This is a genomic window from Rhizobium moroccans, from assembly GCF_057559155.1.
On record NZ_JBHFJG010000051.1, the window covers coordinates 79,468 to 93,798 of the forward strand.

Here is a 14,331-nt window from a genome sequence, read left to right on the forward strand (position 1 = left end):
CAACAAAGGGAACGAAGAACATGAAGAACTGGACAATCGCCACTATCACCCTAGGCATGCTGCTTTCGGCAAACGCAGCTCAAGCGGGGCCGACGCTGGACAAGGTCAAGGCCCGCGGACATCTCGTGTGCGGCGCCAGCCAGGGGACGGTCGGCTTCGGCGCGCCGGACGACAAGGGCTACTGGAGAGGTCTCGATGTCGAGACCTGCAGAGCGGTCGCCGTCGCCGTGTTCGGTGATAAGGACAAGGTCGAGTTCGTCCCCTTGAGCGGTCAGCAGCGGGTCCCCGCGCTTCAAACGGGCGAGATCGACATTCTCCCCCGCACCCTCACCTGGACGCTGCAGCGGGACGCCAACGGCATCAACTTCACCACGCCCAATTATTACGAGTTCACGGGCTTCATGGTTGCGAAATCGTCCGGCGTCACCAAAGTCGAGGAAATGACAGGTGCATCGGTCTGCGTACAGACGGGCTCCACCACGGAAGTCGTCGTCAACGACGTATCGACCAAGCTCAATCTCGAGCTGAAGCCGGTCGTGTTCGACAATGTTGCGGCGACACGCCAGGCTTTCTTCTCGGGACGCTGCGACGCGCTCATCACCGACGCCTCGGCGCTGGCATCGGTGCGCGCTACCCAGTCGAACAACCCGGACGACTATCTGATCTTCCCGGCGACCAAGTATATGGATGCGCTCACGCCCGCTGTGCGGCACGGGGACGACCAGTGGCTGGATATCGTCAACTGGTCGATCCAGGCTCTCCTCAATGCCGAGCTATACGGGATCACCCAAGCCAATATCGACCAGATGACGGAGTCCGACGATCCGCGCGTGAAACGTTTCCTCGGCGTCGAGCCCGGCAACGGCAAGGCGCTCGGCCTTGAGGACAAGTTCGCCTACAACATCATCAAGCAGCTCGGAAACTACGGCGAGATGTTCGACCGGAACGTCGGCAAGGACAGCCCCTTGAAGATCGAGCGCGGCCCGAACCGCCTGTTCTCCGACGGCGGCCTCATGTTCCCGATGGCCTTCCAATAAGCTTCGGAGGAGGTGCTCATGATCTCGGCTCTTCTGGACAACAGACGGTTCAGGAGCTGGGGCGGCCAGGTACTGCTGCTTGGCGGCTTTGCCGCCCTGCTCGCCTGGCTCGTCAGCAACACCGTCGCCAATCTCCACGCCCGCGGGATAAGGGTAGGCCTTGACTTCCTGTCGCGGCCCGCCAACTTTCCGATTTCGGAAAGCGTGCTGCCCTACGACCCTTCCGATACATTCCTCTGGGCTTACGTCGCCGGACTGGGGAATACGCTCACGATCTCCATTCTTGCGATCCTTCTCTCGACTGTGCTCGGGCTCGTCGTCGGGCTCGCACGGCGCTCGAAGCATCCTCTGACATCCGGTGTGGCGGGTGTTTTCGTGACGACGATGCGGAACATGCCGCTGATCGTCCACCTCCTCTTCTGGTATGCGCTGGCGACAATCGCCCTGCCGGCTCCCCGTCAGGCCTTCAATCCGCTGCCGGGCGTGTTCCTCTCACTTCGGGGCTTCTACATCCCATCCCTTCAACTGGATACCGCCGCCGTCGCTTTCCTATGTGCGATGGGAGGAGTGCTGGCGCTGTTCGCTTACTTCCGCCGCAGGTTCGCTCGGACGTGGATCGGATTTGCGATAGCCATTGTGATTGCGGTCGCCCTGGCGGCAGTCATCCGACCCTCATTCGAACTCGACACTCCCCAGATGAAGGGCTTCAATTTCACGGGCGGGCTCAGGCTATCTCCCGAATTCGCAGCTTTGATGCTCGGCCTCGTGATTTACACATCCGCCTTCATCGGAGAGATCATCCGGGGCGGCATAGACGCCGTGCCGCTCGGCCAGTGGGAGGCCGGCCGGGCCATCGGGCTGTCTGAGCGACACACGCTGACCAAGGTCGTCATTCCGCAGGCGCTGCGCATCATCATCCCGCCGATGACCTCCCAATATCTCTCGACCGTCAAGAACACGACACTTGCGCTCGCCGTCGGATACCCGGAACTCGGCCTCGTCGTAGGCACGGTCATCAACCAGACGGGTCAGGCTATCGAGAGCATCGCATTGCTGCTCGGGATCTTCCTGACCATCAGCATCGCAGTATCGCTCTTCATGAACTGGTATAACGCCCGCGTGGCCCTGGTGGAGGCACGATGACCGCTATCGACATGAACCCACCCATCGGCCACATCGAGTCGCCAGGCCCGCCCAGGCCGTCCCGCAGGTCGCTTATCCGGCTGTTCTTCGGCGACTTCGCCGCATCCTGCCTGACCGTGCTTACCGCAGCCCTACTGATCTCGATGATCCCGGCCGTCAACTGGGCCGTGTTCGATGCGGTCTGGACGACCGACGATCCCTCCGCATGCCGCGAAGGCGGAGCCTGCTGGGCATATATAGCCGCCAAGTTCCGCTTCATCATCTTCGGCGTCTACCCTCCGCAGGAGCAATGGCGCCCTCTCCTGGTGATGGGACTGGTCCTGGCAATGATCCTTGCCTCTCTGTCGCCAAGGCTCTGGGGCACGCGGCTCGTCTATGCGTGGGTCGTCGCTGTCGCCGCCATGCTCGTCCTGATGTGGGGCGGCGTATTCGGAATGACCGCCGTCTCCACCTCGAACTGGGGCGGCCTTCCCGTCACATTGCTGCTGGCCCTCCTGTCCCTTGGCCTCGGCTTCCCGTTCGCCGTCTTCCTTGCTCTGGGCAGACGGTCAGTCCTGCCGGTTCCACGCCTGCTTTCGGTCATCACAATCGAGCTCGTTCGCGGCCTTCCGCTGGTCGGTCTCTTATTCGTGGCATCGATCCTGTTGCCTCTGCTGCTTCCCGCCGGATGGTCCATCGACAAGCTCGGGCGGACGCTCGCGGCGCTCACGGTGTTCGCGGCTGCATATCTCGCCGAGGTCATTCGCGGCGGCCTGCAGGGCGTGCCTGCGGGCCAGATCGAGGCGGCGAGAGCCCTCGGCATCCCTTCCTGGAAGGCGGTTTGGCACATTGTCCTGCCGCAGGCGCTTCAGAAGGTCATCCCGCCCCTGACGAATACGGCGATCGTCATGGTCAAGAACACCAGCCTGGTGCTGATCGTCGGCGTCTTCGACATGCTGAGCGCCAGCCGGGTAGCGGCAACCGACCCCGCCTGGCCCTCGCCCTATGTCGAAAGCTACGTCTTCGTCGCCATGATCTACTTCCTGATCTGCTTCGGCATATCCAACTACGCCCGCTGGCTCGAGAGCCGCGTTCAGGCAAGGAGCTACCGATGACCGACCATCCGTCATGCGCAATCGAAATCTCGGGCCTCGATAAGTGGTACGGGAACTTCCAGGTTCTGAAGAATATCGATCTCAGCGTTGCTCCAGGAGAACGGATCGTGGTCTGTGGGCCATCCGGCTCCGGCAAGTCCACACTGATACGCTGCATCAACCGCCTGGAGGAGCATCAGGGAGGCAGCATTGCTGTCAATGGGATCTCGCTCAACGACAGCCTGAAAAACCTGGACGCGATCAGGCGTGAGGTGGGCATGGTCTTCCAGCACTTCAACCTCTTCCCGCATCTGACGGTCCGGGAGAACTGCGCCCTCCCACAGATCCTTTCGCGAGGCAAGCGGAGGAAAGAGGCTGAGGAAATGGCGATGCACTTCCTCACCAAGGTCAGGATTCCCGAACAGGCCAATAAATTCCCCGGACAGCTATCGGGTGGCCAGCAACAGCGCGTCGCCATAGCCCGGGCGCTCTGCATGACGCCGAAGATCATGCTGTTCGACGAACCGACATCGGCACTGGACCCCGAAATGGTGAAGGAGGTGCTCGATACCATGGTGGCGCTGGCCGAAGAGGGAATGACGATGATCGTGGTGACCCACGAAATGGGTTTTGCGCGTCGGGTCGCCGACCGGGTCGTCTTCATGGAAACGGGAGAGATCGTGGAGGCGGACAAGCCTACAGCGTTCTTCGATACGCCGAGACACGCAAGGACGAAGAACTTCCTGGCGAGCATCATGCATTGAAAAAGATGCCGTGTACCGCGGGATCAGCGGTTCCACCGACCCCTGGCCGGCTCTTTACGCAGTCAGAATGTTGATCGCAGTCCGGGCGAGCGCCAAGGTCCCTAAGGCTATCGCCCGCTCGTCCGGCTGATAGACGGAGCTGTGGACCTTGTCGTTTCGACCCGGCTGGGAAGAGCCTACCAGAAGCCTGAAGGATGGAACCAGGGCTGCGATGAGAGCGAAATCCTCGCCTCCCATGCTCGGTTCGTAGTCGATCGCCACATCGCCCAACTGCGCGTGGATAGCGCCAAGCGTATGCTCTACCATGCGCTCGTCATTGAAGATCGGGGGAGTACCGCGCTTGTAGAGAATTTCGCAGTCGACGCGCAGGCTTTTCGAAACCCCTTCACAGATGCGCCGGATGCTCTCTTCCGCCAGGTCTCGGAGTTCGGGTTGCCTGCAGCGGACGGTTCCCTTCATCTCGCAACGCTCGGGGATGACATTCCTGGCATCCCCGGCATGGATGGAGCCGATCGTCACCACGCAGGAATCGAGCGCCCGAACCTCGCGCGATACGATCGTCTGCACCTGGTTGACGATTTGAGCCGCGGCCACGATGGGATCGACGGCGGCATAGGGCCGAGCCGCATGCCCGGTTTTCCCGTGGATCACGATGTCGAAAGCATCCGACGACGAGTTGGCATAGCCGTGCACGATGCCAAATCGCCCGACGGGAATCTCCGGCCGATTGTGGAGGCTGAGTGCCATATCGACGCCCTCCATGATCCCTTCCGCAATCATCTCCGCAGCGCCGCCGATGGCCTCCTCCGCGGGTTGAAAGACCAGGCGGACGTTACCCGCCAGTCGATCCTTGAGGCTGTTCAGGACGGCCCCGACCCCAAGCACGGTGGCCGTATGAATGTCATGGCCGCAGGCATGCATGCGATTGGGGACCTTGCTCGCGAACGGCAGGCCGGTCTCCTCTTGAATAGGCAATGCGTCCATGTCGGCCCTGATCAGCAGCGTCGGCCCCGGCTTGGCGCCGTATATCGATCCGACGACGCCCGTGCGGCCGATCCCGGTGCGATTCTCGATCCCAAGCTCGGTCAAAGTTTCAGCGACGAGGGCAGCCGTCCGAACCTCCTCGAAGGCAAGCTCGGGATACTGATGAAGCTCGCGCCGGATCTCGATGAAACGACGTTCGTTTCCCGCAACCATATTCGCGATGACCGATGTTATGTCGCCGACACCGTCCGCGGTCGTTGTGATATCTGCCATCGAATTCTCCCCTGGGTGACTTCCTACCGACCGACAGCCGGCGCCCCGCGAACTCCGTAGGAACAACATCTCATATCGAGGCGCCTGAAGCCGCGATGGCGCCAATCCCCGCACTGGTGACGTTCTCATCGTTCAGGTGACATGCCGACCAGTGGCGAGGCGCAATCTCGCGCTTTGCCGGAGCCTCCACTCGGCAACGCTCCATCGCGAATGGACAGCGCGGGTGGAAATGGCATCCCTTGGGAGGGTTGAGAGGGCTCGGCAACTCGCCCTGGATCGCCTTGAACCGCCGCCTGGTCAGCTCGATACGGGGTATCTCCGACAGGAGCGCCTGCGTGTAGGGATGGTTGGGCCGGCGGAAGACCTCCTCCACCGGCGCCTCCTCCACGATGCGCCCGAGATACATGATCGCGACCCGGTCGGAGATATGTTCCACCACCCCCAAATCATGACTGACGAACAGATAGGTAAGGTCCAGGCGCTCGCGCAATTCCATGAAGAGGTTGATCACCTGCGCCTGGATCGACACGTCGAGAGCAGCGACGCTTTCGTCGCAGACGAGGAAATTCGGCTGGACCGCCAGCGCGCGTGCGATATTCACACGCTGGCGCTGCCCCCCTGAAAACTGATGGGGGTAGCGGCCCTTCAGCGTCGGATCAAAGCCGGCCAAGCGGAGATAGCGGTCGACATAGTCCCGACGCTCGCCCTTTGGTATCAGGCCGTGGGCACGAGGCGCCTCCGATACGATATCCTCTATGGTCATGCGCGGGTTGAGCGCCGCCATCGGGTTCTGGAAAATCATCTGCGTGGCGAGAGCCGCGGCATGGCGCTCCTTCGGCGAAAGGCTGTTGCGATCCTTGCCGCGCCAGATGATCTGCCCCTCGCTCGGCTCCAATATCCCGGCGATCACACGGCCGAGCGTGGATTTTCCGCAGCCGCTTTCGCCCACCAATCCGACAACCTCACCCTTGCGGATGCTCAAGCTGACATCGTCGAGCGCATGGACCGTCGATGGAGGCTTTGCGAGGCGCAGTTTAAGAGCTATTTTGGTTGCCAGATCCGGCTTTGCCCCAAAACGGCGGGAAATATTCCGGGCTTCGATCATTGGAGGCATCGTCTCATCGCTCATGTGTCGGTCCCTCCACGGGGTGGAAGCAGCGGTATGCGCGCGCGCCCTCCCAGCTGAGCTCAGGCATCGCCGAACAGCCCTCGGTCGCCCGATCGCAGCGCGCCCTGAAACTGCACCCGGGAGGCAGGCGGTTGATCGCAGGCGTAATTCCAGGGATCTGCCGAAGGGGTTCTCCGCGCCGATTTTGTGAGGGAACGGACATGATCAGTCCGCGCGTATACGGATGACGCGGAGTTCCGAGCACATGCGCGACACTGCCCGTCTCCACCAGCCTGCCGGCATACATGACGGCGATCTCGTCCGCGAGCCGGGAGACGATCGCCAGATCATGCGTGATCCAGATCACCGCCGTCTTCGACTGCTCAGTAAGCCGCTGGAATTCAGAAATGATCTGGCTCTGGATCGTGACGTCGAGCGCAGTCGTCGGCTCGTCGGCGATGATGAGGTCGGGACGATGGAGAAGTGCGATCGCAATCGCCACGCGCTGCCGCATTCCGCCGGAAAATTCGTGCGGATAGGCCGAAAGTCTTTCCTCCGGGCTCGGAATGCCGACCAGGCCGAGTGCATCGCGGGCACGCTGTCGGGCCACCTCCTTCGGCACGGCTTCATGGGCAAGCACCGCCTCGATCAGCTGCGTGCCCACGGTCAGTACCGGGTTGAGCGTCATCATCGGATCCTGGAAAACCATGGCGATCCGCTTGCCGCGCAGCCGACGCATCTCGCCTTCGGAGGTGGTCGCTAGGTCCACCCCGTCGAACAGGATCTGACCGGATGCGATCCGCCCTGGCTTGTCGAGCAGCCGCATGATCGAAAAGCCCGTGACGGATTTGCCTGAGCCCGATTCACCCACAAGACCCAAAACCTTGCCTCGATCGAGCGTGAAGGACACGCCGTTGACGGCAAGCAATCCGAGCCCCTTGCCGAATTCCGTGACCAGATTGCGAACTTCAAGCAGAGCGGACATCACGCATTCCTCGGATTGAGGACGTCGCGCAGGCGGTCGCCGACCAGGTTGATGGAAACGATGGTGATCAATAGTGCGATGCCGGGAAAGAAGCTGATCCAGTAAAGACCGGTGAGAAGGTATTGGTAGCCGGTCGAGATCAGCATGCCGAGCGACGGTTCGGTGACCGAGGCGCCCAATCCTAGGAAGGAGAGCGTCGCCTCGAGCCCGATGGCACGGGCGACCTGCATGGTGGCGATAACGATCACCGGCGCAAGACAGTTGGGCAAAAGGTGCCGGAACAGGATACGCCAGCGCGGCAGCCGGAAGGCCTCCGCGGCCTCGATATATTCCTTCTCGCGCTCCACCAGCGCGGTTCCGCGCACAGTTCGGGCATAGGTCGCCCATTCAGCGATGATCAGCGCGATCACCACGTTGAGAACGCCCTTGCCCAGAATGGCAAGCATCATCAGCGCCATGAGAATGGTCGGAAAGGACAGTTGCAGATCCACCAGCCGCATGATCGCGCTTTCCGTGCGGCCTCCGACATAGGCGGCGATCAGCCCGACCGTCGTTCCGATGATTGCCGCAGCAAAAGCGGAAAGCACGCCGACGATAAGCGAGGTGCGCAGCCCGTAGAGAATGCCTGAAAGGATATCCCGCCCCTGGCTGTCGGTGCCGAGATGATAGACAAGGCCGGAAAAGGATTCCGAGCCGGGCGGCAGACGGCCGTCGAGGATATCGAGTTGCGTCAGGTCATAGGGGTTCTGCGGTGCGATCACCGGCGCGAGCACGGCAAGCGCAACGATCAGAGTCAGAAGAATGACACCGACCATTGCGCCGGGCGATCGGGAGAAGTCCCGCAACTGCCGCCGCCGTCGACCGGGTTCCAGTGGAGCCGCAGTTTCGTCTGGAAGAGGAAGCTTTGTCATGTCTTTAAGCCTTCGCATCCAGCCGGACGCGCGGGTCCAGCAATGTGTAGCAGACGTCGATGATGAAGTTCAGCCCGACGAAGAGGATCACCATCATCATCAGGTAAGCCACGATGACGGGGCGATCGAGAAGATTGATCGAGTCGATGATCAGCTTGCCCATGCCCGGCCAGGCAAAAATGCTCTCGGTCACCACCGAAAACGCGATCAGAGAGCCGAACTCCAGACCGATGATCGTCACGAGCGGGATCATCAGGTTCTTGAGAACATGCACGAAGACGATCCGCCGCTCGGAAAGACCCTTGGCGCGCGCAAATTTGATATAGTCCTGGGGCAGGACTTCCTGCACGCCGGCGCGCGTCAGCCGGAGAATGAGCGAGGTCTTAAAGAGCGCCAGGTTGAACGCCGGCAGAAGCAGATGTGACAAGCCGTTCCGCGTCAGGAACGACCATTGCGCTCCAAGGAATTCCGCGGTCGCACCGCGTCCATTGGTCGGAAGCCAGCGCAGTTCCACCGCAAAGACCATGATCAGCATCAGCCCCACCCAGAAGGTGGGCAGGGAGAAGCCCAGGATGGAGCCGCTCATGATGAGACGGGAGGAGATGCGGTTAGGATAAAGCCCGGCATAGAGACCCAAGGGCAGGCCTATCACGATGGCGATCAGCAGGGCGGAAATCGCCAGCTCCAAGGTGGCCGGAAGCCTCTCCAGGATGAGGCTAAGCGCCGGACGCCCGTACACGAAGCTGTTGCCGAAGTCCCCATGCACAAGCCCCTGTAGGAACAGCATATATTGTTTCCACAAGGGCTGGTCGAGACCGTAATGCGCAATCACACGCAGTCTTTCGGCCTGGTTGGCGTCCGGATTGATCAGGATGTCGACCGGATTGCCGATGACGTTGACGCCGACGAAAACGATGACGGTCATCGCCAGGATGACGAATATCGCCTGAATCAACCGCCGTATCAGGGAGACTGCCATGATGCCTCCTTCTCCTAATCCACCGACAATGAAAGACCGTCCCGCTGGGGGTCCGCAGCGCCTGCGGACACGCCATCCTCGATCTTGATCGCATGGAGGGCCGCAAACGCATAGGTCTGCGGCGAGCGGGCCACGTCATAGCCCATCTCGCGCAATTCCTTCTCAACCGAGCGCCGGATGCGGTTGCAGATGTCGATCTTGTTGGAGACCCCGACCACCCTCGGCGCCACCACGGCCTCGAGCACCGACATGTCGAAGTCGATGACGTTCATCACGCACTGGGCGACCGTCGGCGCAATGTAGCTTCCGCCGGGAGCCCCGACCACCACAAAGGGGTCGTCGCCCTTGAAGACGATCGTCGGCGCGGCGGAGCTGGGCCGACGCTTGCCCGGCGCGATGGAACCGGGCTTGCCGGGGAATGGATTGAACCGGCTCATCGTACCGTTGTACATGAAGCCCAATCCGTCGGTGATCACGCCAGACGGGCTGCCGAGCGTGTGGGTCATCGCCACCGCGTTTCCATACTTGTCGACCACGGACACATGGGTCGTGTCACGCTGCGACCGATCCAGACGGCTGACCTCGGCACGCTCCCCTGCCTGGATGGAATGCGCGTGCGCGGCCGCATGGCCTTTCGATATCAGATGCTCGAACGGAACCTCGACATATTCCGGATCGCCCATATGCGCATCCTTGTCGACGGTCATGCGCTTCATCGCCTCGAACAATATTCTCACATGCTCGGCGCCACCATGGCGCATCGCGCCGACATCGAAATTTTCCATGATGTGCAAAAACTCGATCATCGGAAAGCCCGAGCCGGGGGGTGGCGACGTGGCGATGCGATGACCGCGATAGTCGCCCCATATGGGGGCGGTCTTCGAAAGCTCGTAAGCTGCAAGATCAGCGCGCGTGATAAGCCCGCCATGGGCGGCAAAGTCTTCGGCGATCTGTTCTGCAATCTCGCCGTGATAGAAGATGTCCGACCCGCCGCTTGCGGCAATCCGCTCCAGCGTATCCGCCATGTCCGGGTTCTTCAGGATCTCCCCGACATCGCGCAGGCTGCCGTCCGGATGGAAGTAGACGTTACGTCCCGTCCGGGAAAGCTGGAGTTTGTCGCGCGTGTTGGCGAAACCATCGGACGACTGATCCTTGCTCCAGTACCAGTGCATGTGGTTGCGGATCATGAAGCCGTTGCGGGCATAATCGATCGCCGGAGCGACGATGTCTGCCCAGTCGAAACTGCCGTAATCGCGAAGAGCCGTCTCATAGCCCTTCAGCGAACCCGGAGTGCATACCGCCAGGTAGCCGATATCAGAAATATTGCCGTCTAGGATATATCCGAAACCGTCCCGGCTCTGGCCCTGAACCTTGTCGACCCACATGTCGGGCGTCGCCGAAAGCGGCGCGCGGGCATAGAATTCGAGAATGTCATGCACCCCCTTCGAGGGCATGTAGACATGCATCGAGCCGAACCCGCCGATGCCGGCCATCTGCGGATCGACCACTCCCTGGACGAAGGCGCAGGCAAGTGCCGCATCGACGGCATTACCACCACGCTCCAGGACCGCGGCCCCGGCTTCCACGGCCTCCGGCTGCGGCGCAACGATTGTCGCATTCCTCATGCCGCGCGCCTTTCGGACAGAACCTTCGCCAGGAACGCCTTGACGTGGCCGAGCACTTTCATGCGGTCGTGGGATACGCCGGCCACCTTGTCGAGCGTGACATCGACACCGGCGGCGCGGAAGGAGGCGGCGAGTGCTTCAAGACGCTCCGGCCGGGTGGCGCCGGCATCGTTAGCGCCCTCCATGTAATAGGCGCTTCCCGACTTGTGGGTGATCTCCCAGGTTTCCAGGTCGGCATCCCCCACGACCATATGCACGGGTAGCTTGGAAAGTGCCGCGGCGTCGAACCGCTTGCCGAAGCGGGCCTCGATGTCGCGGATTCCCACCCACCAGTCGCGGTTCGGATCGAGAAGCGTGACAGAGCCGGGGGCACCGATGGAGGCGGCCCAGAGTTTCTCGGGGTGAAGAATCGCGAAGCGATGGGCGAAATGCCCGCCGCCCGAGAAACCGAATATCGCAAATTTCGACCAGTCCTGCCCGTACTTGGCCGCCATCTCGGCGACCATCGAAAGCACCGCCTGATCGTAGCGGATATCGCCTTCCTGCATATATTTGTAGCCCGATCGCGCGCCGTCACCCAGGACATTCATGGGAAAGATCGGGCACAGCACCGCGCAGTCGTTGTAAAGCCCGAATTCGGAAAAGCCGTCGCGGAAGTCGATCGCCGATGTCCGCCCAGTACCATGAACCGCCACGAGGAGATCGAGCTTTCGCCCCTCTGCCGCCGTTGGCGGGACATAGAGAAGAAGATGAAGCCTCGGATCCGCCGACGACGCGAAGATCGCCGTCTGTCCGTAGTCATAGATCGCCCGTGCCCGGGCGGCAGCACCGCTCGTACCGAGTTCCTGCATGCTGATCTCCTGAGAATGAAACGGAAAGGCGGCTTCAGCCGCCTTTCCTGCCGCGGTTATTGAGCGGGTTCCACGAAATAGGCGAGCGTGTACTTGTCGCCGCGGGGCGTATAACGGACGGATGCCTTGGCGCCGAGGACGACGTTCTCGTAATGCATCGGCAGCAGCCAGAGCTTGTCGAAAGTCAACTTCGACAATTCCTCGAGCAGCGGAAGCCGCTCCGCTTCATCGAGCGTCGAACTGGCCTTGGCCAGAACCTCGTCTATCTTCGCGTCCGAAATGCCGCCACCATTGTAGCGGCCGGTGCCCTTTTCCTCGTCGCGGGTTGCAACAAGGGCAACCGTCGGGTTCGTGGTTTCACCGGTATTGACGCCCCAGGACCCCAGGAACATGCTGAAGTCACCGTTCGCATAGGCATCGGAATACATCGACCACGGCTGGACCTCAACTTGCGTCTGGATGCCGATCCGGGCCAGCATCTGGCCGACCGCCTGGACGACTTCGCTATCCTTGACATAGCGGCCCGAGGGACCGTGAAGCGTCAGGCGGAAGCCTTCGGGATAGCCCGCTTCGGCAAGAAGCGCCTTGGCCGCCGCCGGATCGTAGCCGACCGGCTCGACCGCATCCGAGTGCCCCATATAGCCTTTAGCAACGAACTGGTCGGCGACCGTGCCGTTCTTCTGCATGACGCGCTCGACGATGGCCGGGCGGTTGATCGCCATCAGGATCGCACGGCGGACCCGCTCATCCTTCAAAGGATTGCGGTCCAGGGCCGAACCGTCGGACGCCTTGACGAAGGGCGAAACATCCTTGCTCACATCCATGCCGATATAGACGAAGCGGGAGGACTGACCGTTGATGACCTGCAGATCACTGCTCTCTTCGACGCGTGCCATGCCATCAGCCGGCAGGGCTTCGATGATGTCGATCTCGTTCGACAGAAGCGATGCCAATCGCGCGCCGTCATCGGGAAGGAAGCGAAGGGTCACGTCCGACCAGTGGGAGGCGCCCGCGAAATAGTCTTCGTTACGCTTGAGGACGAGGCGGTCGCCGGGAGAGAAGGAAGAGAAAACGTAGGCGCCGGTGCCGATGGCGCATTTGCCGTTGTCGAAATCCTGGACCGGAGCCTCGGCACAGTCCGCGCTGATGATGCGTATACGGCTGACCGAGTTCAGCAGCAGCGGGTCCGGCACGCTGGTCTCGACGACCACCGTCAGCGGGTCCTTCGCCGTGACGTTGACGATATTGCGGGTGTAGGAGGCGAAGCCCTGGCTGGGCTTGTCACGGGCCCGCAGCAGCGAAGCGATCACATCTTGCGCATCGAACGTGCTGCCGTCGTGGAATTTCACCCCTTCGCGCAGCTTGAACTCCCAATGGGTAGGGTCCACCGCCTTCCACTCTGTTGCCAGTTCCGGCTCATTGGCGGAGGTTCCCGTCAGGTCGATGAGACTGTCCCAGATATGCCGCGAGGTCGCGTTGTTCGGCGCCGAGCTGTCCTCGTGAGGATCGAGCGTCGTGGGCGTCGTCGACATGCCGATGATAAGCGGCACGCTTTGCGCCAGCGAAACGGCGGGAATAGCAACGGTTGCGAGCAGCGCCATGGCTGCCGATTTCACGATTGTGTTTGTCATTGTTCCTCTCTCGATAGGCTCGACCTGCCGCCGGTCTTGCTGCCGGCTTCCGCGGTACGACCGCTGACTGAATTGTTAGAAATCCGTCACACGGCTGTCAAACGGAAATAAATTGTGTTACGCTGTGCGAAACTCCCTTCAAAACGCAGTTTCTCCCATTCGTCCGCCTCCACAGAAAGAGCGAAACAGATCCAGGAATGACCGATAAACCCAATATAATTCAGTCCGTTGATACCGCAATCTCGGTACTCATGGAGGTGGCCAAACATCCTGGCAGCAGATTATCGGACATTGCCCGGTCATTAGGCGAAACAAAACCTCGCATCCTTCGAATGTTACGCACACTGGAACACCGTGGAATGGTGCAGAAGACCACCAAAGGGGGGTTCCGTCTCGGAAACGCCATTCTCGTCCTCGGAACGGCGGCGTCCACCCAGGTCGACCTCGTGAGAATTGCAAGCCCGATCATGGAAGATGTCGGCCAGAAGGTGAACGAAACCGTCCAGCTTCGGATCATCGACAACTCCGAAGCCCTTTGCATCGCCAAGTTCGAGCCCACCAGGGATCTGAGGGTACATGCGATGATCGGTCGGCGCCGGCCACTGCATGCTGGTTCCAGCAAGGTGCTGCTGGCATTCCTCCCGCCGCAGGTTCAAAAACAGATGCTTCCCGAGCAGCTCAGCCGCTTCACGGCCCGCACCATTACCCATCCGGTCCGGTTGGCCGCTCAGCTGCAGGCTATCCGGAAAGACGGATATTGCATCAGCCGCGGCGAAGTCAGCGACCAGCTGGTTTCAGCGGCGGTGCCGGTCCTGGCGTTCGACGGCTCGGTCGTTGCCTCCTTGAACATCGCCGCACCCGCATTCCGCACCCAAGAAGATGACCTTCAGCGTTTCGTGGTGCTCTTGAAGGATGCGGCGCAGCAAATCTCCAAGGGGATCGGCTGGTAGAAGACGGGGCGTGGGCA

13 protein-coding genes are annotated in these 14,331 nt (G+C 61.3%); 5 read left to right on the plus strand and 8 right to left on the minus strand.

All coding sequences use genetic code 11. The features are described 5' to 3' along the window. Positions 1-20 precede the first annotated feature (20 nt). From ACE04I_RS24990 to ACE04I_RS25005, 4 genes are read left to right on the plus strand one after another with little or no spacing between them, the layout of a single operon-like run. A complete protein-coding gene (locus ACE04I_RS24990; protein ID WP_046797381.1) occupies positions 21-1,037 on the plus strand; it encodes an amino acid ABC transporter substrate-binding protein in 1,017 nt (338 codons plus the stop codon). Positions 1,038-1,055: 18 nt separating this feature from the next. Continuing rightward, positions 1,056-2,180, plus strand: a complete 1,125-nt coding sequence (locus tag ACE04I_RS24995) for an amino acid ABC transporter permease (protein ID WP_487207700.1) — start codon at positions 1,056-1,058, stop codon at positions 2,178-2,180. Further along, entirely contained in the window at positions 2,177-3,274 is a 1,098-nt protein-coding gene (locus ACE04I_RS25000; protein WP_046797379.1) for an amino acid ABC transporter permease, read from the plus strand. Before ACE04I_RS24995 ends, ACE04I_RS25000 begins: the two co-directional genes overlap by 4 nt. Beyond that, complete coding sequence (locus ACE04I_RS25005) at positions 3,271-4,017, plus strand: amino acid ABC transporter ATP-binding protein (RefSeq protein WP_046797378.1); 747 nt, start codon at positions 3,271-3,273, stop codon at positions 4,015-4,017. Before ACE04I_RS25000 ends, ACE04I_RS25005 begins: the two co-directional genes overlap by 4 nt. Positions 4,018-4,071: 54 nt before the next feature. Here ACE04I_RS25005 and ACE04I_RS25010 read toward each other — a convergent pair whose 3' ends face one another. The 8 genes from ACE04I_RS25010 to ACE04I_RS25045 form a co-directional block, all read right to left on the minus strand. Then, positions 4,072-5,274, minus strand: a complete 1,203-nt coding sequence (locus ACE04I_RS25010) for a M20 metallopeptidase family protein (RefSeq protein WP_046797377.1) — start codon at positions 5,272-5,274, stop codon at positions 4,072-4,074. A gap of 70 nt (positions 5,275-5,344) precedes the next feature. Further along, positions 5,345-6,403, minus strand: a complete 1,059-nt coding sequence (locus ACE04I_RS25015) for an ABC transporter ATP-binding protein (protein WP_046797376.1) — start codon at positions 6,401-6,403, stop codon at positions 5,345-5,347. After that, a complete protein-coding gene (locus ACE04I_RS25020) occupies positions 6,393-7,367 on the minus strand; it encodes an ABC transporter ATP-binding protein (protein ID WP_046797375.1) in 975 nt (324 codons plus the stop codon). Before ACE04I_RS25020 ends, ACE04I_RS25015 begins: the two co-directional genes overlap by 11 nt. Next, positions 7,367-8,278: an ABC transporter permease gene (locus ACE04I_RS25025; RefSeq protein ID WP_487207701.1), complete on the minus strand. Its 912-nt coding sequence runs from the start codon at positions 8,276-8,278 to the stop codon at positions 7,367-7,369. Before ACE04I_RS25025 ends, ACE04I_RS25020 begins: the two co-directional genes overlap by 1 nt. Positions 8,279-8,282: 4 nt before the next feature. Continuing rightward, positions 8,283-9,257, minus strand: a complete 975-nt coding sequence (locus ACE04I_RS25030) for an ABC transporter permease (protein ID WP_046797373.1) — start codon at positions 9,255-9,257, stop codon at positions 8,283-8,285. A gap of 14 nt (positions 9,258-9,271) precedes the next feature. After that, positions 9,272-10,882, minus strand: coding sequence for a gamma-glutamyltransferase (gene ggt, locus ACE04I_RS25035; RefSeq protein ID WP_487207702.1), 1,611 nt, complete (start codon positions 10,880-10,882; stop codon positions 9,272-9,274). After that, entirely contained in the window at positions 10,879-11,733 is an 855-nt protein-coding gene (locus ACE04I_RS25040) for an alpha/beta hydrolase (protein WP_046797371.1), read from the minus strand. Before ACE04I_RS25040 ends, ggt begins: the two co-directional genes overlap by 4 nt. Before the next feature lie 56 nt (positions 11,734-11,789). Beyond that, positions 11,790-13,364, minus strand: coding sequence for an ABC transporter substrate-binding protein (locus tag ACE04I_RS25045; RefSeq protein WP_046797370.1), 1,575 nt, complete (start codon positions 13,362-13,364; stop codon positions 11,790-11,792). Positions 13,365-13,561: 197 nt separating this feature from the next. On the opposite strand from ACE04I_RS25045, the gene ACE04I_RS25050 reads away from it, so the two are divergent. Continuing rightward, positions 13,562-14,314 carry an IclR family transcriptional regulator gene (locus ACE04I_RS25050; protein ID WP_487207703.1) on the plus strand — a complete coding sequence of 251 codons (753 nt, stop codon included), beginning with the start codon at positions 13,562-13,564 and terminating at the stop codon, positions 14,312-14,314. The last annotated feature ends 17 nt before the right edge of the window (positions 14,315-14,331 follow it).